Source organism: Bradyrhizobium sp. WBOS08 (genome assembly GCF_024585125.1).
GTDB lineage: Bacteria > Pseudomonadota > Alphaproteobacteria > Rhizobiales > Xanthobacteraceae > Bradyrhizobium > Bradyrhizobium japonicum_B.
In genome coordinates this window covers 1185372-1205551 of record NZ_CP028988.1, presented here as the reverse complement: position 1 = coordinate 1205551, position 20180 = coordinate 1185372, and the positions used below count along the sequence as shown (strand labels likewise).

Annotated in this window: 23 protein-coding genes; 7 read left to right on the top strand and 16 right to left on the bottom strand. The window is 65.5% G+C overall.

Annotated elements, in window-relative coordinates; translation table 11 throughout:
- Positions 1 to 14: 14 nt before the first annotated feature.
- From DCM80_RS05885 to DCM80_RS05875, 3 genes are all read right to left on the bottom strand, one after another.
- Positions 15 to 317 carry a hypothetical protein gene (locus DCM80_RS05885; protein ID WP_257196144.1) on the bottom strand — a complete coding sequence of 101 codons (303 nt, stop codon included), beginning with the start codon at positions 315 to 317 and terminating at the stop codon, positions 15 to 17.
- A gap of 108 nt (positions 318 to 425) precedes the next feature.
- On the bottom strand, positions 426 to 1076 hold the full coding sequence (locus tag DCM80_RS05880) for a response regulator transcription factor (RefSeq protein ID WP_257196143.1): 651 nt from the start codon (positions 1074 to 1076) through the stop codon (positions 426 to 428).
- A gap of 7 nt (positions 1077 to 1083) precedes the next feature.
- Positions 1084 to 2454 carry a sensor histidine kinase gene (locus DCM80_RS05875; protein ID WP_257196141.1) on the bottom strand — a complete coding sequence of 457 codons (1371 nt, stop codon included), beginning with the start codon at positions 2452 to 2454 and terminating at the stop codon, positions 1084 to 1086.
- Positions 2455 to 2653: 199 nt separating this feature from the next.
- On the opposite strand from DCM80_RS05875, the gene DCM80_RS05870 reads away from it, so the two are divergent.
- The 5 genes from DCM80_RS05870 (at position 2654) to DCM80_RS05850 (ending at position 6999) form a co-directional block, all read left to right on the top strand.
- The gene (locus DCM80_RS05870; RefSeq protein ID WP_257196140.1) at positions 2654 to 3433 is read left to right on the top strand and encodes a MotA/TolQ/ExbB proton channel family protein; all 780 of its coding nucleotides are present in this window, start codon (positions 2654 to 2656) and stop codon (positions 3431 to 3433) included.
- A complete protein-coding gene (locus DCM80_RS05865) occupies positions 3430 to 4116 on the top strand; it encodes a hypothetical protein (RefSeq protein WP_028137341.1) in 687 nt (228 codons plus the stop codon). Before DCM80_RS05870 ends, DCM80_RS05865 begins: the two co-directional genes overlap by 4 nt.
- A complete protein-coding gene (locus DCM80_RS05860) occupies positions 4109 to 4714 on the top strand; it encodes a hypothetical protein (protein ID WP_257196139.1) in 606 nt (201 codons plus the stop codon). The genes DCM80_RS05865 and DCM80_RS05860 overlap by 8 nt, the downstream gene beginning before the upstream one ends.
- Positions 4715 to 4828: 114 nt before the next feature.
- Complete coding sequence (locus DCM80_RS05855; protein ID WP_257196138.1) at positions 4829 to 5569, top strand: metallophosphoesterase; 741 nt, start codon at positions 4829 to 4831, stop codon at positions 5567 to 5569.
- Between the two features lie 5 nt (positions 5570 to 5574).
- Entirely contained in the window at positions 5575 to 6999 is a 1425-nt protein-coding gene (locus DCM80_RS05850; protein WP_257196137.1) for a bifunctional serine/threonine-protein kinase/universal stress protein, read from the top strand.
- 26 nt (positions 7000 to 7025) lie between these two features.
- On the opposite strand, the gene DCM80_RS05845 is transcribed toward DCM80_RS05850, so the two are convergent.
- The 5 genes from DCM80_RS05845 to rpe all read right to left on the bottom strand — a co-directional run bounded on the left by DCM80_RS05845 (position 7026) and on the right by rpe (position 8998).
- On the bottom strand, positions 7026 to 7217 hold the full coding sequence (locus tag DCM80_RS05845) for a hypothetical protein (protein ID WP_257196136.1): 192 nt from the start codon (positions 7215 to 7217) through the stop codon (positions 7026 to 7028).
- A 24-nt stretch (positions 7218 to 7241) separates the two neighbouring features.
- Positions 7242 to 7415, bottom strand: a complete 174-nt coding sequence (locus DCM80_RS05840) for a hypothetical protein (RefSeq protein ID WP_257196135.1) — start codon at positions 7413 to 7415, stop codon at positions 7242 to 7244.
- A gap of 4 nt (positions 7416 to 7419) precedes the next feature.
- The gene (locus DCM80_RS05835) at positions 7420 to 7563 is read right to left on the bottom strand and encodes a hypothetical protein (protein ID WP_257196134.1); all 144 of its coding nucleotides are present in this window, start codon (positions 7561 to 7563) and stop codon (positions 7420 to 7422) included.
- Between the two features lie 91 nt (positions 7564 to 7654).
- On the bottom strand, positions 7655 to 8245 hold the full coding sequence (locus DCM80_RS05830) for a hypothetical protein (RefSeq protein WP_257196133.1): 591 nt from the start codon (positions 8243 to 8245) through the stop codon (positions 7655 to 7657).
- Between the two features lie 51 nt (positions 8246 to 8296).
- The gene (rpe, locus tag DCM80_RS05825) at positions 8297 to 8998 is read right to left on the bottom strand and encodes a ribulose-phosphate 3-epimerase (protein ID WP_028137335.1); all 702 of its coding nucleotides are present in this window, start codon (positions 8996 to 8998) and stop codon (positions 8297 to 8299) included.
- A 251-nt stretch (positions 8999 to 9249) separates the two neighbouring features.
- Here rpe and DCM80_RS05820 point away from each other — a divergent pair, with 251 nt between their 5' ends.
- The gene (locus tag DCM80_RS05820; RefSeq protein ID WP_257196132.1) at positions 9250 to 10029 is read left to right on the top strand and encodes an EF-hand domain-containing protein; all 780 of its coding nucleotides are present in this window, start codon (positions 9250 to 9252) and stop codon (positions 10027 to 10029) included.
- Positions 10030 to 10042: 13 nt separating this feature from the next.
- On the opposite strand, the gene DCM80_RS05815 is transcribed toward DCM80_RS05820, so the two are convergent.
- The 3 genes from DCM80_RS05815 to DCM80_RS05805 all read right to left on the bottom strand — a co-directional run bounded on the left by DCM80_RS05815 (position 10043) and on the right by DCM80_RS05805 (position 14266).
- A complete protein-coding gene (locus tag DCM80_RS05815; protein ID WP_257196131.1) occupies positions 10043 to 10255 on the bottom strand; it encodes a KTSC domain-containing protein in 213 nt (70 codons plus the stop codon).
- 150 nt (positions 10256 to 10405) lie between these two features.
- The gene (locus tag DCM80_RS05810) at positions 10406 to 11401 is read right to left on the bottom strand and encodes a P1 family peptidase (protein WP_257196130.1); all 996 of its coding nucleotides are present in this window, start codon (positions 11399 to 11401) and stop codon (positions 10406 to 10408) included.
- A gap of 57 nt (positions 11402 to 11458) precedes the next feature.
- Entirely contained in the window at positions 11459 to 14266 is a 2808-nt protein-coding gene (locus DCM80_RS05805; RefSeq protein ID WP_257196129.1) for a PAS domain S-box protein, read from the bottom strand.
- 236 nt (positions 14267 to 14502) lie between these two features.
- On the opposite strand from DCM80_RS05805, the gene DCM80_RS05800 reads away from it, so the two are divergent.
- Positions 14503 to 14889 carry a response regulator gene (locus DCM80_RS05800; protein WP_257196128.1) on the top strand — a complete coding sequence of 129 codons (387 nt, stop codon included), beginning with the start codon at positions 14503 to 14505 and terminating at the stop codon, positions 14887 to 14889.
- A gap of 82 nt (positions 14890 to 14971) precedes the next feature.
- Here DCM80_RS05800 and DCM80_RS05795 read toward each other — a convergent pair whose 3' ends face one another.
- From DCM80_RS05795 to DCM80_RS05775, 5 genes are all read right to left on the bottom strand, one after another.
- Positions 14972 to 16090, bottom strand: coding sequence for a branched-chain amino acid ABC transporter substrate-binding protein (locus tag DCM80_RS05795; RefSeq protein WP_028137329.1), 1119 nt, complete (start codon positions 16088 to 16090; stop codon positions 14972 to 14974).
- Positions 16091 to 16251: 161 nt separating this feature from the next.
- Positions 16252 to 16995 (bottom strand): ABC transporter ATP-binding protein, encoded by a 744-nt coding sequence (locus tag DCM80_RS05790; RefSeq protein WP_257196127.1) that lies wholly within the window; start codon positions 16993 to 16995, stop codon positions 16252 to 16254.
- On the bottom strand, positions 16992 to 17825 hold the full coding sequence (locus DCM80_RS05785; RefSeq protein ID WP_257196126.1) for an ABC transporter ATP-binding protein: 834 nt from the start codon (positions 17823 to 17825) through the stop codon (positions 16992 to 16994). The genes DCM80_RS05790 and DCM80_RS05785 overlap by 4 nt, the downstream gene beginning before the upstream one ends.
- On the bottom strand, positions 17822 to 19123 hold the full coding sequence (gene livM, locus DCM80_RS05780) for a high-affinity branched-chain amino acid ABC transporter permease LivM (RefSeq protein ID WP_257196125.1): 1302 nt from the start codon (positions 19121 to 19123) through the stop codon (positions 17822 to 17824). The genes DCM80_RS05785 and livM overlap by 4 nt, the downstream gene beginning before the upstream one ends.
- 27 nt (positions 19124 to 19150) lie before the next feature.
- The gene (locus tag DCM80_RS05775) at positions 19151 to 20068 is read right to left on the bottom strand and encodes a branched-chain amino acid ABC transporter permease (protein ID WP_028137325.1); all 918 of its coding nucleotides are present in this window, start codon (positions 20066 to 20068) and stop codon (positions 19151 to 19153) included.
- Positions 20069 to 20180: the final 112 nt, after the last annotated feature.

Genomic DNA, 20180 nt, shown 5'->3' with positions numbered 1-20180 from the left:
CGCGGTGCGGCCGATCAACTTCTCACTTTGTTGAGAACGGCACCGTTGCGAAGCGAGGCCGAGGAAGCGGAGTGCCTTCGGGCGTGGAGGGCGGACTCCGACGATGGCACGACCCGGCTCTCCGGATACGCATTGATCGCGATCTCGACGTCGTCCTTTGACCGCTTTCGAAGGCGCTCGAATGCCAGCTCTTGGCCGAGCATGGGGCAGCGGAAGTGGACGACGGCCGTGTCCGGCAGGCGGCAGAGCTCGTCGATCAGCTCACCTACTGTAATAATGGAGGGATGGTCGACTGACTTGTGATGACCCTTACTCATGACCCTGGACTCCTTTGCCGTGTTAACCGGCGCCGGATGCTCTCCGTTCCAATCTGCCCGGCAGATTGACGAGCCTCAAGGGACCGCGGTGGTGCGGCAGCTCTGCTGCTAGATCCTCGTCAGACCGCAGGTTGCGGCCAGCCGTACCAGCTGCGCATCCGTGCGTGCGCCGGTCTTGGTCTTGATCAGGTAGTGATAGTTCTGCACCGTCTTCACACTGAGATTGAGATGCGCCGCGATCTGCTCGGTAGTGGCGCCGCCGGCGAACTGGCGCAGAATCTCGATCTCGCGCTCCCCCAACTGATCCAGCACCGAACCCGACGACAGGCTGTCCTCGGCCAGGATATGCGCGACGTCGTCGCTCATGGCGCGCTCGCCGCGGGCGACGGCACGGATGGCGCCGACCACCGAGGACGGCTCGCTGCTCTTGGTGACGAAGCCGCTGGCGCCGGCGCCGAAAGCGGCTTTCACCAGCACGGCCTCGTTGTGCATGGTGAAAACCAGGATCCGCGCCCGCGGGCTGCGGGCGCGGATGTTGCGGATCGCCTCCAGCCCGCTTGCGCCCGGCATCGAGATGTCGAGCACCACGACATCGGGGTCGTGCGCCTTGAAGGCGCCATAGGCATCCGCGGCGTTGTCCGCTTCCGCCACGACATGCAGATCGCCCTGGCTTTCCAGCACACGCCGGTAGCCTTGCCGGACGATCGGATGGTCGTCGACCAGCAGCACGGAGATGCCTGTTGCTGCCACCTCGCTCATGGCGGCCTCACGCGGCAAGCGGGATGGTGGCGGCGACGCTGAGGCCGCCGCGGGCAGGCAGGATCGAGAGCGATCCGCCGGCCGCATTGACGCGCTCGCGGATGCCGGTCAGGCCGAAGCCGGCCGACTGTGCAACACGCGCGGCATCGCCGCCGCCGTCGTCCTCGACGCGGATCAGCAGCGCGTTGTCGTCGCCGGTCCGGCGTTCGATGCGCAGGGAAATCTCGCGCGCCGCGCTGTGGCGTAGCGCGTTGGTCAGGCATTCCTGCGCCACGCGATAGGCGGTGGTGGCGGCCGCTCCCCGCACGTCCGTCAGGTCGCCCCTGAGGTCGAGCCGGATGGTCGGCCGCGCCGCGCTCTGCGAGCGCCAGCTGTCGACGAGATTGACGAGGCTCGCCTCGAGCCCGAGCTCCTCGGGCAGCGGATTGCGCAGACGCTTCAGCGCATCGCGCAGCGAAGACATCAGATGGTGGGTGGCCTGCGAGATCATGCGCGCATCCTGCGCGATGCCGATGTCGGGGTTTCCCTTCTTGCTCGCCGTCTCGATCGTGTTGGCGAAAGCGAGAATGGCGGACAGGTTCTGCCCGAACTCGTCGTGCAGCTCGCGGGCGAGGGCGCGGCGCTCGTCGTCGCGGATCTCGATCAGGCGCCGCGTCAGCGCGGCGCGCTGCTCGGTGGCTTCCTCCAGGCGGCCGCCGAGCTCCTCGACGGCGCGGCCGATCATCGCCAGCTCCATCGAGCGGAAACGCGGCAATTGCGTGCGATATTGTCCGCGCGCCATGCGCTGCAGCGCCGTCACGATCGCGCGCGCCGGGGCCAGCGCATGCGCGATCGCGAGCGATGCCAGCAGTGCGATCGCCGCCGCCATCAACAGTGCGACGTCGATCACGTTGAGGATGTACTCCCAGGCGAGTGAGATCGCGGCGGCCGCATCCGGCGTCGCGACCACCGTGCCGGCGGAAGCGGCCCGGGGACTGACCGGCCGTATCACCTCGGCATGGCTGCCGAGGATCATCGGCACGATGGCGGCGAACCAGCGCGGCGGCGTCTTGCCCAGCCCTTCGCTCTGGCCGCACAGCGGCTTCTCGAAGGCGGTGGCCGGCTGGAACTCGACGCAGACGCCCGGCGCGATCAGCTTCATGGTCTCCAGGGTGCGCCAGTCCGGAACCGGCAGGATATGCTCGCGGGCCCTGCTGCTGCGCAACAAAAGCTCGCGCCAATACAGCCCCTGAAGTGCCTGCGCGACACGCTGCGCCGAGGCTGCGGTTGCCCGATCGACACTGCGATAGGCGTCGAACGTGGCCCATATGGTTGCCGCGCCCAGGCACAGGGTCACGATGAGCAGCAGACGGGCGACAAGCTGAAGCACGAGGCGCATGCGATCACCCTCGACGTTTGATAAGGTCAGCCTAACAACGCGGCCGCGCCTTGCCAATTGCGGGGTTCGGCAGGATCGCAGCTCGGGCAAATTTCCCAAGCCGGATTGGGCATGGGTCTTTGGACCTGATACGGCGGCTTTGATCTAATCGGGTGGAAATTTATGGGGCCAATCGTTGCGGCCCGAGGAGCGGTGCAGCATGAGTTCGATGACGATTGGACCGATCGCGCCTGTAGCGACCGACCCGTCCGAGCGCAGCGCGCTCCTGTTCTGGATGATCTTCACCGGACTCTCGATCTTCGCCGTCGTGCTGCTGTGGCGGTTCGGTCTGATCCATCTGATGCTGACCTCTGACCGCACCTACATTTCGAGCGTGATCGCGGTACTCTATGTCCTCACCTGCGGCCATTGCTTCCTGCGCACGCGGGCGATCGCGCGGGAGGGCGCGGCGGCGCGGCGCTGCCGCGCGGTGCTCGCGGCCCCCGACGGCGGCAAGGCTCTCGATGCGCGGGCGGCGGCGTTGCCGCGCGGGCTGGTACGGGACCACATCGAAAGCCTGGTGACCAAGGCCGCGGCGCAGGATTATAGGCCGGTCGACCAGACCCTGCTGCTGCGAACGCTCGCCGATCGCCTGCGCGGCTCCAACGGGTTTGGTGCTTTCGTCTCGGACACGCTGATGAAGCTCGGCCTGCTCGGCACCATCATCGGCTTCATCATCATGCTGGCGCCGATCGCGGGGCTGGATGCCGCCGACAAGGTCGCGATGCGTTCCTCGATGGGCCTGATGAGCGACGGCATGGCGGTCGCCATGTACACGACGCTTGCCGGCCTTGTCGGCTCCATCCTGGTCCGCATCCAGTATTACATGCTGGATGCCGCGACCCAGCGGGTGTTCTCGGATGCGGTGGTGCTGACCGAGACCCATGTGACGCCGGTGCTCGAGCGCAAAGGCGCAGTCAAGGGCGCCACCTCGTCATGATGGATGATTTCGGTCTCTATCCGCGCGAGGAGGCGTTCGACCCCCTGGGCGTGATGCTGTTCAAGGCGCTCCAGGTAATCGCGTTCCTGTTCTTTCTGGCGCTGCTAGCGGTCTCTCCGGACGCCAAGGAGGGCAAAATCGACTCCAAGGCCGAGTTCATGATCACCTTGGACTGGCCGGACAATCACCCCGACGATCTCGACCTGTTCGTGCAGGATCCCGCCGGCAACATCGCCTGGTATCGCCACCGCGAGGCCGGATTCCTCACCCTCGACCGCGACGACCGCGGCGGGGCCAACGACTTCATCATCGTCGCCGGCAAGAAGATCGCCTCGCCGATCCGCGAGGAGATCGTCACGGTGCGCGGCATCCTGGCCGGCGAATACACCGTCAACATCTCGCATTTCGTGGCGACGACCGGCGAGCCCGTCACGGCCAACGTGAAGGTGCAGAAGCTCAATCCGACGGCGCAGGTGGTGTTCGACAACAAGTTCACGCTCGACCATACCGGCGACGAGAAAACCGCGGTCCGGTTCCGGATCGATGACGAGGGCAAGGTCGTCAACGTCGACCAGCGGCCGAAATCGCTGCTGGAGACGTTCCGCAGCGGCTGGCGCAATGGCGCCGATCTCGACCCGAGGACAGGCGTGAGCAGGAACCCCACGAGGATACGCCGTGACTGATCTGCAGACGGTCATCCTGACGCTGTCGGTTGCCTATGCCGTGATCGGTGCGCTGCTGCTGGTGGTGCTGGTCTATGCGCGGCTGCACTGGTCGCTGAAGGCGGTCGCGGTGATCGTGACCAGCGCCTTCTATGTCGTCAGCTTCACCGAGATGCGCGGGCTGCTCGGCTGGGCCAGTTCCGACCGGCTGCCGGCGTCCTTCAAGCTGTTGAAGGCCCGCATCGTCGAGCCGCACTCGCTTCAGGGCGATCCCGGCTCGATCTATCTGTGGGTCGAGCAGCTCGACGAGGACAATCGCCCGAGCGGCATTCCGCGTGCCTTCCGCGTGCCCTACAACGACAGGCTTGCCGACAAGACCCATGCCGCGGAGAACGAGATCGCGCTCGGAAATCCGCAAGGCGGCCGCGCCGCCGACTTCGGCGGCGGCGATGGCAGCATCATCGACATGGTCCGCGAATATGTGACGCCCAAGACCATCTTGGAGACGACCGGCGGCGACTCCTCGACCGGCGAGTTCATCGCCCCGCCGGCCGGCGCGCAAGGCGCCGTGTTCACCCCGCTGCCGCCGCCCCGAATGCCCCCGAAAGACGAGCAATAGGCTCTCCGCCATCGTCGGCGGGCGCCGGCAAAGGCCGCCGCGCTGGCGCATGGTCTTGACCTCCCTCAAATTGGCCTTATCGGCTTTCAATAAGAATTCGAGGGTGGAGGGTGCGTGCTTCTCGCTGTCTTTTCGGATATCCACGGCAACCGGCAGGCCTTCGAGGCCTGCCTGAAGATCGCCCGTGCGAAGGGCGCGGAGCAATTCGTGCTGCTCGGCGATTTCGTCGGCTATGGCGCCGATCCCGAATGGGTGGTGGATACCGCGATGGAGCTCGTTGCCCAAGGTGCTGTCGCCGTGCGCGGCAATCACGACCAGGCGGTCAATTCCTCCGCAGAGACCATGAACGCCGAGGCGCAGGTCGCGATCGAATGGACCCGTGGCCGGCTTGACGGGGCGCAGCGGCGGTTCCTGACCGAATTGCCGATGCTGGTCGAGGACGGCGATCGCCTCTTCGTGCATTCGGAAGCCTCCCACCCCCAGCGCTGGCACTATGTCCGCTCGACGGTGGAGGCCGCCAAGAGCCTGATCGCGACACCGGCCCATGTCACTTTCTGCGGCCATGTCCATCGTCCCGCGCTCTATTCGATGTCGGTGACGGCGAAGATGACGAGCTTCGTGCCGAAGACCGACGTCCCGGTGCAGCTCCTGCGCGGACGGCAATGGCTCGCCGTGCTCGGCTCGGTCGGCCAGCCCCGCGACGGCGATCCGTCGGCAGCCTTCGTCTTGTTCGACACCGAATCGTGCCAGATCACCTATTGCCGCGCGCCCTATGACGTCGCGACCGCAGCGGGCAGAATTCGCGACAATGGTCTGCCGCATTGGCTCGCCGATCGGCTGTCGCAGGGGCGCTGAAGGCAATGCCGAAGCCTCTGGTCAAATCCGGCGCGGTGATCGATGGCTACACCATCGGCGAATGCGTTCACGCCGGCGGCATGGCGACGCTGTGGACCGTCACCCATCCCGGCATCGACGTGCCCCTGCTGATGAAGATACCGCGGGTCTCGGAGGGCGAGGATCCCGCCGCGATCGTCTCCTTCGAGATGGAGATGATGATCCTGCCGCGGCTTGCGGGGCCGCACGTCCCGACCTGTTTCGGCACCGGCGATTTCGCGCACCAGGCCTATGTCGTGATCGAGCGCATTGGTGGCGCCACGCTCTACAAGCGGCTGCCCGACCTGCCACTGCCTTATGACGAAGCCCGGCAGCTCGTCGCCAGGATCGCGAGCGCGCTGGCCGACCTACATCGGCAGAACGTGATCCATCACGACATCAAGCCGAGCAGCATCATGTTCCGCGAGAGCGGCGAGGCAGTGCTGATTGACTTCGGCCTGTCGCATCACAACCACCTGCCGGATCTGTTGCAGGAGGAGTTCCGCCTACCTTACGGCACTGCGCCCTACATGGCGCCCGAGCGGCTGTCGGGGGTGCGCGACGATCCGCGCAGCGATCTGTTTTCGCTCGGCGTGCTGCTGTATTTCTTCACCACCGGCGAGCGGCCGTTCGGCGAGGGCGAGACGCTGCGCGCGATGCGGCGCCGGCTGTGGCGCGATCCGCATCCGCCGCGAAGCTTGCGCGCCGACTATCCGCCCTGGCTCCAGGAGGTGGTGCTGCGGTGTCTCGAGATCGAGCCGGTGTGGCGCTATCCGACCGCGTCCCAGCTTGCTTTCGATCTCGCCCATCCGGACCAGGTCAAGCTCACCACGCGCTCGGAGCGGGTCAAACGCGACCCGCTCAGCGTCGCCTGGCGGCGCCGGTTCAATCTGGGTGTCATGGCGCCGCGCGCGAAATCGGATGTCGCCGCCCAAATCGCATCGAGCCCGATCCTCGCGGTCGCGCTCGACACGGTGGAAGGCGCACCGGAGCTCAACGAAGCGCTGCGCGTGACCACCGAGCGCATCCTCGCCACCCTGCCGTCAGCGCGGCTCGCCTGCCTCAACGTGCTCAAGCTGAGCCGGATCGCGGTCGACCGCACCTTGGACGAGCAGGGGTCCAACAAGCATATCGACCGCCTTGTCGCACTCCGGCACTGGGCGACGCCGCTCAAACTGGATGAGAGCCGGCTGACGGCTCATGTGCTGGAGGCGGTTGATCCCGCCGCCGCGATCCTGGAATTCGCTGAGGTCAACCAGATCGACCACGTCATCATCGGAGCGCGGCAGGACTCGTTCAGGCGCACGCTGCTCGGCAGCGTCTCGGCCAAGGTGGCCGCGGAAGCGGCCTGCACCGTCACCGTGGTACGGCCGCCGCGGATGGCCGGCGACGCTGGCGAAGCACCTGGATAGGCTGGCTGCCGATTTGAACGGGCGGATCAGGCCGCGTGAACGGCGTGAGCGCCCCGCTTGCGGCGGATCGGCCAGGAGAATTGCGGGCCGGGCTCGCCGTGATCCGCGCTGCCGCCGAAAAACTGGATGATCTCGCGGCAGGGCTCGCAATTGAACAGGTTACGCGACGCGGATGCCTTGGTCATTTCCTTCAGGCAGTTCGGGCAGTGCGGTTTCATGGGGTGGTCCGAAAGAGGGAAGGATCAGTGCTGTGACGCCAACGAATGATCGAGGTCGGTCGTGTCGAGCCTGGCATCGTCGTCGATCGCGCCGTCGGTGCGATCGAGGCGGCCGAAGAAATAATCAAGGCCCGGATGCGGGCGGCGCGGGATCCGGCACCTGCGCTTCGGCTGGCGCTTCACGAGCGTGATCTGCATGGGCTCAGCCCCGGCGACGATGAAGGTGGAGGACGCGGGCAGACGCCTCGGCCTTCAGCGGTCGCGCCACGTACAGGCTGCGAGCCGCAATCGCCGCATTGAACGCCAACCACAACGCTACACCAGTCCAGAGCAGGATCGCCGTCATGATGTCCTCCCGTCAAAAGCAGGCAGGAATCACTTGCGGTGATTTGCGCGAATCAGTGAAGTCCGGATGAGTACGGATCAAGACTGCAATTTTAGGCATTGCGCATTGCAGCACCCGTAGAAGCCGCGACTTTTTTTCCGTGCTGTCGCATCGCGCCCGTGCGTGCACCTTCGAGGATCTCCCGTATGCGCGGCGCTTCTCGAAGGCAGCGAAATCCGTAGCGTCCAGTATAGTCGGTATCGGGCGAGCGGGTCGACCTTCCCGACGCGAAATTGAGATGACCGGCGCCGCGGCCGATGTCGAGGATTTCGCAATCCGGGTCCATCGCCTGGAATGGCGTTTGGCTCACCGTCCGTCTGCCCCAGGCCGTTCGCAAGATGAGCGCGCGACGATCGGTGATGAGATAGAGCGTCTGCAGGTCCTGAAGCAGCATCACCAGCGGGGCCGCAACCATCGCAATGCCGAGCATCGCGAGAGGCTGGGCCGCGCCGCCGATCCAATCGAAGCCGATGGCGGTCAGCAACAGCCAGGGAAATCCGATCCACCAAAGATACCGCCACATCATCATGTGAGCGACGCCGTCGGGCTGGCCCTGCCAGATCACCCGCTCTCCGTCCTGCAGGGATTCGGCGCGCAGGCGTTCCAAGCCTGCGGAAAACGGGGTGGCGCGAATTCCATTCATTGCCTTTGGTCGCGGCGGCGGAGCCGCCGGTTCGGGTCCCGGGAATGGTTCTCAGATGGCTTCGCCGCGGGCCCCCAGCGCCGCATTGCGGATCGCGGCGATGTTGGCCTTGTAGGCATCCTGCGTGCCGCCCCGGAATACGGATGTGCCGGCGACGAAGGCGTTGGCACCGGCCGCAGCGAGCGCGCCGGCGACGTCGGGGCCGACCCCGCCATCGACCTCGATGTCGATCGGGCGCCCCGCCGTCATCGCGCGGATATCGCGGATCTTTCCGATCGCCGAGGGAATGAAGGCCTGGCCGCCGAAGCCGGGATTGACCGACATCACCAGCACGAGGTCGACGAGATCGAGCACATATTCGAGCGCGCTGACCGGCGTGCCTGGATTGAGCGAGACGCCGGCCTTCTTGCCGAGCGCGCGGATCGCCTGCAGCGAGCGATGCAGATGGGGGCCGGCCTCCGCATGCACGGTGATGTGGTCGCAGCCTGCTTTCGCAAAGGCTTCGAGATAGGGGTCACATGGCGAGATCATCAGATGCGCGTCGAACACCTTCTTGGTGTGCGGGCGCATCGCCTTGATGATGTCGGGGCCGTAGGAAATGTTGGGAACGAAGTGACCGTCCATCACGTCGAGATGGATCCAGTCGGCGCCGGCGGCGTCGACGGCGCGCACCTCCTCGCCGAGCCTGGAGAAATCCGAGGCCAGAATCGAGGGCGCGATGGCCAGCGGGCGGGGGGTAAAGGCTTGGGTCATGGCGCGGTTTCCCGGTGCGGCCGTGAAAGATGGCCTCGCCTAACATGCGCCTCCGCGGCGGGCAATGCAGGGCAGGCGTGCTTGCTGTGGGCGGAAAATTCTGCCGCGGCCGGCACGAATTGCCGGTGTTCCCCGGCCGTCCCAGGCGCGGCGTAGCTGGATTTCATTGAACTTTTTGCGCTGGCACGACGCTTGCTGCCGACACCTGCAGAACATTGGCCGCGGCATGCCGCATCGGTTGGAGTTGTGCAATGTTGTTTGCCCTTGGGGCCGTCGGGGCCGTATCGAGCGCACTCGACGCGATTCAGTCGCTGACGAACTCGAAATCGTCCTCCTCGACGCACAAGACGGGATCGGCGCAGGGCGCGACCAACCCATTCGCGATCGACAGCGGCAGCAGCAATACGACCAGCGGCGCGACTTCGTCGGTCAATTCGGGCAATTGCGCGCAGATTTCGCCGGAAACGATGAGCGCGCTGATCGCGGCACAAAGCCAATCGTCCGACGGCAGCGGCGTGGCGACCTCGACGAACGCGACGTCGAAAGGCCGGGACGCTGCACTCAAGGATCTGTTCTCGCAGATCGATGTGGATGGCGACGGCAACATCACCAAGTCCGAGTTCGAGGACGCACTGGGGGCTGGCGGGACCAACCTCGCGCAGGCCGATAAGGTGTTCTCCAAGCTCGATGCGAACTCCGACGGCAACGTCAGTCTCGACGAGATGTCGAAGGCCCTGAAGAGCGGTCACCACGGTCACCATCACGCGGAGAGTGCCGGCGGCGCGGGCGATGGATCGGATTCATCGAAGTCCGTCGGCGGATCGACCTCGACGACGACGATTGCTGCCGACGGCTCGACCACCACCACCGTCACCTATGCCGACGGCTTCAAGATGTCGACGACGGTGCCGGGGGCCGCAAGCCCCCGCAATTCGGCCTATGATCTGTTCGCGCAGTTGATGCAGCAGCAAGGCGGCCAGGGCCAGGGTTCTTCGGCGGTGGCCGGTTCGTCGATGTCGATGAGCGTCTGAGCGGTATCCGGGGTCAGCCGGCATATTCGTGCGTGATGTCACGATAGACGTAGCGGTCACGGATTTCGTGGTTGAAGAACGCGCCCTTTGAGCGCGCTTGCCGGAACGCAGCGGCAACCTCTGGCGGAACGTCCTCATAGACATAGAGACGTCCGCTGACGAAAGTCACCTTCAGCTCCCGCGTGTCGGGCGCATAGCGGAACAACCTGATCACGGATGACGGCATGGCAGCACACCTGAGGCCGCCAGGGTAACGCCGTATCCGCCGTTTCGTTTCCAAAGCGCGATGAGCTTTGGATGAACGTCATCGCGCTTCAGGTTGTTGTTTGCGCATGATCTTTCCGGAAAACCGCTGCGCACTTTTCCAGATCATGCTTCAGCCGAATCTGTCCTTCCACGCCGGCTGCGCCCCCGGGAACGGCAGCGCGGTCGCGCTGTACACGGCGCGGCCGATCGCGCGCGCGACCACGTTGGCGGCGACGGTGCCGAGCTCGGTGAGGCCGACCAGCGGCTCGATTGGCTTCTCGCCGGTCGCCGCCGCAAACAGCACGTCGCCATCGGTCGGTGCGTGCACCGGATAGATGGCGCGGGCAAAGCCGGTGTGCGCGATCATCGCCAGGCGCTTGGCCTGGGGTTTGGTCAGCACCGCGTCGGTGACGACGGCACCGATGGTGGTGTTCTCGCGCGCGCTTGCCGCGGGACCGCCCTTGATGCGCATGCGAAGCATGTCGACGGTGAACGTGTCAGGCAGGCCGCGGCCGCCGAATTCGCCGCCGAGCTCGAACGGCGCCGCCCAGAACCACGGCCCGTCGCCGACGGTAACGGTGCCCACCGCGTTGACGGCGACGATCGCCGCGACCTTCACGCCATCAGGAGTCGCCGCCGAAGCCGAGCCGAGCCCGCCCTTGAACGTCGCGGTGGTGGCTCCTAAGCCCGCGCCGACGCTGCCGAGCGCGAAGTCGGTGCCGGCGGCAGCGGCCGCGGCGTAGCCGAGGTCGCGATAGGGCGAGAAGCGGCCCCAGGCCTTGTCGCCGCCGTTGAGCAGATCGAACAGGATCGCGCCCGGCACGATCGGGATCAGGGCTTCGCGAACCTTGAAGCCGCGCCTTTGCTCGGCGAGCCAGGCCTGGACGCCGCCACCGGCATCGAGGCCGAAAGCGGAGCCGCCGGACAGCGCGATCGCATCGACCCGCTCGACGGTGTTGGCGAGATCGAGCAGGGCGTCCTCGCGCGTGCCGGGACCGCCGCCGCGCACGTCGATCGCGGCGACCGCGGGGGAATCGAAGATGATCGCGGTGGTGCCGCTGGCGAGTTTGGCGTCCTCGGCATGGCCGACGCGGACCCCGGCAATGTCGGTGAGCAGGTTCTTCAAGATGGCCTCGCGCGCTGAAAGGAGCTCGCCTTGCGATAGCGCAGGGATGCCGCAGGCTCAACTCGCTAGTGCAGTCCTGAGCATCTTGGCGAGTTCGGTCTTGCGGTAGGGCTTTGCCAGCAGCAGCACGCCGGAATCGAGCCGGCCGTGATGGACGATGGCATTCTCGGTATAGCCCGAGGTGAACAGGGTCTTCAGGTCGGGGCGGCGGCGGACGGCTTCGTCGGCCAGCTGACGGCCGTTCATGTTGCCCGGCATGATGATGTCGGTGAAGAGCAGGTCGATGGTCTTGTCTTTGTCGAGGATGGTCAGGGCCTCGGCGCCGTTGGCGGCCTCGAGCGCGGTGTAACCGAGGCTCTTGACCTGGGTCACCACATATTGCCGCACCAGCGCATCGTCCTCGACGATCAGGATCTTCTCGTTGCCGCCGGTGACGGGCACATTCTGCAGCGCCTCGAACTCGCTCTCCTGCACGCCGCTCGAGCGCGGCAGGTAGATCTTCACGCTCGTGCCGTGGCCCTGCTCGCTGTAGATCTTGATGTGGCCGCCGGATTGCTTGACGAAGCCGAACACCATGCTCAAGCCCAGCCCGGTGCCCTTGCCGACCTCCTTGGTGGTGAAGAACGGGTCGAACACGCGGTCGATCAGCTCCGGCGGGATTCCGGAGCCGGTGTCGCTGACCGCGATCATCACGTAATTGCCGGCGACGACGTCGGGGTTCATGCTGGCATAGCCATCGTCGAGGAAGATGTTGCGGGTCTCCAGCACCAGCGTGCCGCCCTCGGGCATGGCGTCACGGGCGTTCAGCGCGAGATTGAGGATCGCGGTGGACAACTGGCCGGGATCGACCAGCGTCGGCCAGGCATCCTCGGTGAGCTGCGGCACGATGGTGATCTGCTCGCCCAGGGTGGGGTGCAACAGCTTGGCGGCTTCGAGCGCCAGCGCGTTGACGTCGATTTCGCGGGGCTGGAGCGGCTGCTTGCGGGCGAAGGCCAGCAGATGCTTGGTCAGCTGCGCGCCGCGCTCGGCGGCGTCGTCGATCAGCTTGGTGATCGCAGCCAGCTCGGGGCGGTCGGCGACCGCGTCGGCCAGGATGCCGATCGTGCCGGTGATGACGGTCAGCACGTTGTTGAAATCGTGGGCGACACCGCCGGTCAGCTGGCCGATCGAGTCCATCTTCTGGACGTGCCGGAACTGGGCTTCGGCGGCCTGCTTCTCCGTGAGATCCCGGCCGATGAAGAAATGGCGCTTCACGGGCTCGGACCAGGTGCCCATCCAGTTCAACGTGACCTCGTGACCGTCGTAGTGATAGTAGCGCGCCTCGAAGCTGCGTTGGACCGCGCCGCGTCGCGCCGCCCGCATCTCCTCCCGCGTCTTCTCGAGGTCGTCAGGATGGATGAACTCGGTCGCGCTGTGCCCGATCATGTCTTCGGGGGTGAAGCCGAGGATGTCCTTCACGCTCGGGCTGACCTGGACGAAATTGCCGAAACCGTCGGTGACCAGGATCAGGTCCTGCGAGGTCTCGAAGATGCGCCGGCGCTCCTCGGTCTCGCGGCGCAGCTTCTCGCGCGCCTCCTTCTCCTCCGTGATGTCATGGGCGATCTTGGAGGCCCCGATGATCTCTCCGTTGTCCGACCGCAATGGCGAAACGTTCAGGACGACGTCGAGCGCGCGGCCATCCTTCCGAATCCGCACCGTCTCGTGCTGGGCGATCGACTCGTTGTCGGCGATCCGGTTGAGGATGCTCCTGATTTCGTGCTTGCGGTCCGGGGGCACGATGATGTCGATCGACCTTCCGACGGCCTCCGCCGCGGAATAGCCGAACAGATGCTCGGCGGCCTTGTTCCAGCCGGTGATGATGCCGTCGAGCGTCTTCGTGATGATGGCGTCGTTGGAGGATTCGACGACGGCGCCGTACAGCGCGAGGCGCTTACCGTAGTAATCGCGTTCAGAGGCCGATTGCTGGCGCAGCCTGCCGACGAGGCCGACGGTGTGCACCTGAAGGCGGACATTCTCGATCAGCAGCACCGCGAGCACGAAGCTCGACGCGCATAAGCCGTAGAGACGGCCGGCGTAGAAACCGAGATCGAAGCGCGCGACGTTGACGATCGCAGACAGCGCGATGTCGAACAGCCATGCGCACATCACGACCATGAGCCAGACGTCGATCACGGAATGCGGGCGGCGGAACCACAGCGAAACGAGCGCGGCGAAGCTCAGCGACCACACGAAGGACACGACCCCGATCATGGTCGCCGTGTAACGGCCGTCGCGGAGCAGCACCGGCAGCAGATCGTGCAGGGCCGTGACGATCCAGGTAAAGGCAGCCATGGCCGCGACGACGCCGAGCGTAATGGCCCAGATCGCGTTGCTGGTCGGACCCTTGATCGTGGAGCCGCCGTCCTTTTCCTTCTGCCAGGCATAGCCGAGCACGAACAGCGGGAAGACGCCGTGCCAGATCATGTAGAGCCAGACGGTGGTCTGGCTGCCCGCGCCGAACAGTCCGGTCGGGGTGAACAGGCCGGGGAAGGTGAGGGCATGGACCAGTGCTGCCGCGGCGGTAAAGAGATAGCCGGTCGACAGCCACAGCAGCGCGCGGGTCCGCAGCACCGAAAACTGCGACAATAGCAGCACCGCCGTGATGATGTCGCTCACGGCCAGGGCGGATTGATAACTTGCGACGAAGGCCGGAACCGGCGGCAACGGGATACCGGCGAACGGCACGGCCAACGCGAACAGGATCGAGGACACACCGACGATCCACAGAGCCGCGCTGCGGTCGGTTGAGGTGGCCGGCAGAGTGGAAAGAAACGTGCTTCGGTCGATCGCAGACGCGTTCATCTCATGCAGACCCGTGTTGAGCATCTCCGCAGTTCCAAGATCTGGCAGCCTTGACCTCCACGGTAGCCCGTTCCGGGCCCGGGTTGTGAACCGATGCAGCGTCGACTCAACCGAGGGTTACAGCTTACCTAACTTGGGTGGGAACGCGGAATAGGGATCGGGTAAGATGCGCTTTACCGCGTGGTGTCATAATGCCCCGCCACGGTCCCGGGTTCCAGGCTTGAAACATACGGTTTGATTGATCTGCGGGAGTTGTTCCCATGTCTCGCGTTCTCATCATCGACGACCAGAAGGACGTGCGTGCGATGGTCGCGATCGTGCTTCGGGTCAACCATTACGAGGTTGCCGAGGCCGACAGCGGCGCGGCCGGGCTGAAGGCCTTCGCTGAAGGTCTGTTCGACGCGGCGATCGTCGATATCTTTCTCGGTGATATCAGCGGCGTCGACGTCATCGCGGCCCTGCGCGAACGTGCGCCGGGGCTGCCCGTCGTAGCGGTGTCCGGAATGACGGCGCTGGACTTCATGGAAGAAGCGCCCCACCTCGCCAACGTGATCTGCCTGCAAAAGCCGTTTCGGCCGAACGATCTCCTGCAAGCGCTTCGCAAGGCCCAGGCGGCGCCCGCCGGCGAGCTGCCCGCAGCCGTCTGATCCTGCCGCACAAAGAACAACGCCCCGGGCAAGCCGGGGCGTTGATGAGGTCGGATGCGAGGTTTGAGCCCCGGAGCCGCGTTCAGGTGCCGTTGCCTTTGATCTCGGCGTAGCCGCCCTTGGCGTCCCACTTGTAGACGACGTAGTCGATCTGCTTGATGTCGCCCTTGGCGTCATACTCGATCGGGCCGATCACGGTGTCCCACTTGCCGGCCTTCATCGCTTCCATGACCTTCTTGGCGTCGGTGGTGCCGGCCTTCTTGGCCGCCTGCGACCACACCTGCATCGCCGCATAGGTGTAGAGGGTGTAGCCCTCCGGATCGATGTTCTTGGCCTTGAAAGCCTCGACGATCTTCTTCGCGGTCGGCTTGTTGCGCGGATCGGGACCGAAGGTGAACAGCGTGCCTTCGCCGGCCGGGCCGGTGATGGAGGCGTACTCCTTGTCGGCGAGCGCGTCGCCGGCCATCAGCACGGTCTTGAGCCCCTGGTCGCGCATCTGACGCAGGATCAGGCCGCTCTCCTGATGGTAACCGCCGACATAGACGAGGTCGATGTTGTCGCGCTTCAAGCGCGAGACGATCGCGTTGAAGTCCTTGTCGCCCTTGTTGTAGGACTCGTACATCTTCTCGGTGACGCCGGCCTTGTTGAGCGCCTTCTTGGTCTCGTCGGCAAGACCCTTGCCGTAGGTGGTCTTGTCGTTGAGGATCGCGATGTTCTTGCCCTTGTAGTTCTTGGCGATGTACTGCGCCGCGATCAGGCCCTGCTGATCGTCACGGCCGCAGACGCGCGCCACGTTCCAGAGCTTGCGCTCGGTGAACAGAGGGTTGGTCGAGGCCGGCGTGATCTGGAGCACGTTGCCGTCGGCATAGGCCTCCGAGGCCGGGATCGACGACGACGAGCAATAATGTCCGGCCACGAACGGGATTTTCGCGCCGGCGATCTTTTCGGCGATCGAGCGCGCCTGCTTCGGGTCGCAGGCGTCGTCCTCGACGGAAAGCGCGAGCTTCTTGCCGTTGACGCCGCCGGCAGCGTTGATATCGGTCACGGCCATTTCGGCGCCGTTCTTCATCTGGCGGCCGAAGGCGGACTCGCCGCCGGTCATCGGACCTGCGACTGCGATGGTGACATCCTGCGCGAACGCCGCGCTCGACAGCGCGATCGATACGCCGAATGCCAGACCGATGAGCTTCAGTGATTTCATGAGATACCTCGCGGGTGGTCGCCTGTGGAAGTTGCCGGGCAGGCCCGGTCCAAACCGGCGCCATTCTTGAATGAATTTCCGGAGAAGTCACCGGCAAAATACGGGCATTGGCGCAGATATCTCGCCACATTCGGCCGCACGCGGGAGCGCGTGCGGCTCGGTCAGCCGTGCCGGCCGCCTTCCAGATAGGCGGCACGAATCTCAGGGCGCTGCAACAATTCGGCGCCGGTGCCGGCCAGCGTGATCAGGCCGTTGACCATGACATAGCCGCGATGGGCGAGCTTGAGGGCATGGTTGGCGTTCTGCTCGACGATCAGGACGGTGAGGCCGTCCTGCCGGTTCAGGGTGCGGATCGCATCGAAGATCTGGCGCGCGATCAGCGGCGCGAGGCCGAGCGAGGGCTCGTCGAGCAGGAGCAGGCGCGGACGGCTCATCAGGGCGCGGCCGATCGCCAGCATCTGCTGCTCGCCGCCGGAGAGAGTCCCGCCGCGCTGGTCGTAGCGTTCCTTCAGCCGTGGAAACAGCGTGAAAACGCGCTGGAGCGTCGCCTCGCGTTCGGCCTCGGTGCATTCGGTGGCGTCCGCCCCCATCTGGAGGTTTTCCGCCACGCTCATGCGCGGGAAGATGCGGCGGCCCTCCGGCGATTGCGCGATGCGCAGATGCGCGATCTCGTGGGTCGGGACGTCGGTGATGTCGCGGCCTTCATACAGGATCTGGCCGGCCCGGGCGCGCGGCTTGCCGAAGATCGTCATCATCAGCGTCGACTTGCCGGCGCCGTTGGCGCCGATCAGCGCCACGATCTCGCCGGCATCGATATCGACGTCGACGCCCTTCAGCGCCTCGATCTTGCCGTAGGCGGCGCGCAGGCCCCGGATCGCGAGCAGAGGAGAGGGCGCCGGCGTCACGATCCGGCCTCCATCACGGCAGCCGCCTCTTCCTCGTCGGCGCCGAGATAGGCCGCGATCACCTTGGGATCGTCGCGGATCTCGCGCGGCGTGCCTTCCGCGATCTTGACGCCGTGGTCCATCACCACGATGTGGTCGGAGATCTCCATCACCACCGACATATCGTGCTCGATCAGCAGGATCGAGGTGCCGAGTTCGTCGCGGATCGAGAGCAGCAGCTCGCTCAAGGCCGCGCTCTCGCGCGCGTTGAGGCCGGCGGCGGGCTCGTCCAGGCACAAGAGCGCGGGCTCGGTGCACATTGCGCGCGCGATCTCGAGCCGGCGCTGGTCGCCATAGGCGAAATTGCCGGCGGCATCATCGGCGCGGTCGATCAGCTTGACCCGCTTGAGCCAGTCGGTGGCGAGGTCGATGGCACGCTGTTCGGCGTCACGGTAGGAGGGAACGCCGAGCAGGCCGAGCAGGGTGAATCCAGAGGCGCGCATCAGCGCGTTGTGCTGCGCCACCATCAGGTTCTCCAGCGCGGTCATGCCGGGAAACAGCCGGATGTTCTGGAAGGTGCGTGCGACCTTGGCCTGCTTGGCGATGCGAAAATCGCTCAGCCGCTCCAGCGCGATCGTCCTGCCGTCGTCGTGGGCGAGACGGATGGTCCCGCTGCTGGGTTTGTAGAAGCCGGTGATGCAGTTGAACACGGTGGTCTTGCCGGCGCCGTTCGGCCCGATCAGCGCAGTGATCTTCTTCCGCTCGGCGGCGAAAGAAAGGTCCTGCACGGCAACGATGCCGCCGAAGCGCATGGCGAGTCGGTCGATGCAGAGAATCTTGTCGCCGCTCATCCGTGCCCTTCCTTGACGAGGTCGGAGGAGATCGCTTTCGCCTTGGTCAGATAGACGGTGGGCGCGCGATGGCCGACGAGGCCGCGCGGCCGCCAGATCATGATCAGCACCATGGCCATGCCGAACACCAGCATGCGGTAGGTCTCGAGGCCGCGGAACAATTCGAAGCCGCCGATCATGGCGAGCGCGGCGAGCGCGACGCCGAGCTGCGAGCCCATGCCGCCAAGCACGACGATGGCCAGCACCAGCGCCGATTCCTGGAAGGTGAAGGATTCCGGGCTGATGAAGCCCTGGCGCGTGGCGAAGAACGCGCCGGCGAAGCCGCCGAACATGGCGCCGGTCGCGAACGCCGTCAGCTTGGTGGTCGTGGTGTTGATGCCGAGCGCGCGGCAGGCGACCTCGTCCTCGCGCAAGGCTTCCCAGGCCCGCCCGATCGGCAGGCGGCGCAGGCGGATCGTCGCCCAGTTGGTGAGCAGCGCGAGCGCCAGGATCAGGTAGAACAGGAAGACGATGCGGTGGGTCGGCGAATACTCGATGCCGAGCCTGAAGGCGAGCCCCTCATCGCTCCTGTCGAGCGGGATGCCGAAGAAGGACGGGCGCGGAATGCCGCTGACGCCGTTGGGCCCGCCTGTGAGCTCCTGCCAGTTGATGATGACGAGGCGGATGATCTCGCCGAAGGCGAGCGTCACGATGGCGAGATAGTCGCCACGCAGGCGGAGCACCGGAAAGCCGAGCAGCACGCCCCAGAACGCTGCGAGGATGCCGGCGAGCGGGAGGCAGACCCAGAACGACCAGCCGAAATTGGTCGCAAGCAGCGCGTAGGAATAGGCGCCGACCGCATAGAAGGCGACATAGCCGAGATCGAGCAGGCCGGCGAGCCCGACCACGACGTTCAGTCCCCAGCCCAGCATGACATAGGTGAGCACGAGGATCGCGAGGTCGAGGATATAGCGCTGGTCATAGAAGATCACCGGCACCAGCACCGTGAAGATCAGCAGCGCCGGCGCGAGGTAGCGGCCGATGAAAGACATGCCGCTCTGCACCGCCGGCGGCACCAGCTTCTCGGCGCCGGTCGGGCCGATCCATTGCCGCAGCAGCTCGATCACGATCGAGCCGCCGAACACGGCGGCGACGAGGGAAGCGAGCTCGCCGAAGCGAGTCCAATAAGTGAGCTGGCCGGAGGCGCCCGCCTCGGTGCGGATGCCGACCATCAACGAGAACAACACCAGCGCGATCAGAGCGTTGACGAAAGCCGTCTTCAGGATGGAGGCGATGCCCGTTGCAGGTTTGGCAGTCATGGGTGAGGAAGTTGCCACGCGCGACCGTCAGACTTTCTCGACTTCGGGACGACCGAGCAGACCGGTCGGCATGAAGATCAGCACCACGATCAGGATCGAGAACGCCGCGACGTCCTTGTATTCGACCGAGAAATAAGCCGACCAGAACGTCTCGATCAGGCCGATCGCGAGGCCGCCGAGCATGGCGCCGGGCAGCGAGCCGATGCCGCCGAGCACGGCGGCGGTGAACGCCTTGATGCCGGCGACGAAGCCCATGAAGAAGTCGACGAGGCCGTAATAGAGCAGGTACATCAGGCCCGCGACGGCGGCGAGCGCGGCACCGATCACGAAGGTCATGGAGATGGTGCGGTCGACGTCGACGCCGAGCAGCGCCGCCATGGTCTGGTCCTGCTCGCAGGCGCGCATGTCGCGCCCCAGCCGGGTGCGCGACACCAGCCAGGTGAAGATCGCCAGCAGCACGATCGTGGTGATGACCACCACGATCTGGATGTTGGAGAGCTGGATTACGAAGCCATCGGCGCTCTCATGCAGCGTGTAGCCGCCGGTGATCACCGGCGGCACCGGCTTCACCCGCGCGCCTTGCGCCACCTGCGAATAATTGGTCAGCACGAAGGACATGCCGATCGCCGACAGCATCGGGGCAAGGCGGAAGGAGTGGCGCAGCGGACGGTAAGCGATGCGCTCGATGGTCCAACCATACAGGGCCGTGATCGCCATCGAGACCAGGATGACGACAAGCAGGATCACCGGGACCGCGGTCAGGCCGGTCGAGACCAGAAGAAGGAAGGTGATCAACGCGATGAAGCCGCCGATCATGAAGACGTCGCCATGGGCGAAGTTGATCATGCCGACGATGCCGTACACCATCGTATAGCCGATGGCGATCAGGCCGTAGATCGAGCCCAGGACGAGACCGTTGATGAGCTGTTGGGCGAAATAATCCATGGGCTGCCGTACCAAACCTGAGGCGGGCTCAAAGCGAGCTCTTGGGAGAGTGGGTTGGAGATGGTTTTCTTGGGCCCCGGCAGCCGCTTAGCATTCTGCACGTTTTGTAACA

Coding starts and splice junctions, on each gene's coding strand:
- DCM80_RS05775 (WP_028137325.1), bottom strand. CDS start 20,068: ATGGATTATTTCGCCCAACAGCTCATCAACGGTCTCGTCCTGGGCTCG.
- DCM80_RS05865 (WP_028137341.1), top strand. CDS start 3,430: ATGATGGATGATTTCGGTCTCTATCCGCGCGAGGAGGCGTTCGACCCC.
- DCM80_RS05805 (WP_257196129.1), bottom strand. CDS start 14,266: ATGCTCAACACGGGTCTGCATGAGATGAACGCGTCTGCGATCGACCGA.
- DCM80_RS05875 (WP_257196141.1), bottom strand. CDS start 2,454: ATGCGCCTCGTGCTTCAGCTTGTCGCCCGTCTGCTGCTCATCGTGACC.
- DCM80_RS05795 (WP_028137329.1), bottom strand. CDS start 16,090: ATGAAATCACTGAAGCTCATCGGTCTGGCATTCGGCGTATCGATCGCG.
- rpe (WP_028137335.1), bottom strand. CDS start 8,998: ATGACCCAAGCCTTTACCCCCCGCCCGCTGGCCATCGCGCCCTCGATT.
- DCM80_RS05815 (WP_257196131.1), bottom strand. CDS start 10,255: ATGCCGTCATCCGTGATCAGGTTGTTCCGCTATGCGCCCGACACGCGG.
- DCM80_RS05785 (WP_257196126.1), bottom strand. CDS start 17,825: ATGAGCGGCGACAAGATTCTCTGCATCGACCGACTCGCCATGCGCTTC.
- DCM80_RS05885 (WP_257196144.1), bottom strand. CDS start 317: ATGAGTAAGGGTCATCACAAGTCAGTCGACCATCCCTCCATTATTACA.
- DCM80_RS05845 (WP_257196136.1), bottom strand. CDS start 7,217: ATGAAACCGCACTGCCCGAACTGCCTGAAGGAAATGACCAAGGCATCC.
- DCM80_RS05800 (WP_257196128.1), top strand. CDS start 14,503: ATGTCTCGCGTTCTCATCATCGACGACCAGAAGGACGTGCGTGCGATG.
- DCM80_RS05880 (WP_257196143.1), bottom strand. CDS start 1,076: ATGAGCGAGGTGGCAGCAACAGGCATCTCCGTGCTGCTGGTCGACGAC.
- DCM80_RS05820 (WP_257196132.1), top strand. CDS start 9,250: ATGTTGTTTGCCCTTGGGGCCGTCGGGGCCGTATCGAGCGCACTCGAC.
- DCM80_RS05840 (WP_257196135.1), bottom strand. CDS start 7,415: ATGCAGATCACGCTCGTGAAGCGCCAGCCGAAGCGCAGGTGCCGGATC.
- DCM80_RS05870 (WP_257196140.1), top strand. CDS start 2,654: ATGAGTTCGATGACGATTGGACCGATCGCGCCTGTAGCGACCGACCCG.
- DCM80_RS05850 (WP_257196137.1), top strand. CDS start 5,575: ATGCCGAAGCCTCTGGTCAAATCCGGCGCGGTGATCGATGGCTACACC.
- DCM80_RS05835 (WP_257196134.1), bottom strand. CDS start 7,563: ATGACGGCGATCCTGCTCTGGACTGGTGTAGCGTTGTGGTTGGCGTTC.
- DCM80_RS05830 (WP_257196133.1), bottom strand. CDS start 8,245: ATGAATGGAATTCGCGCCACCCCGTTTTCCGCAGGCTTGGAACGCCTG.
- livM (WP_257196125.1), bottom strand. CDS start 19,123: ATGACTGCCAAACCTGCAACGGGCATCGCCTCCATCCTGAAGACGGCT.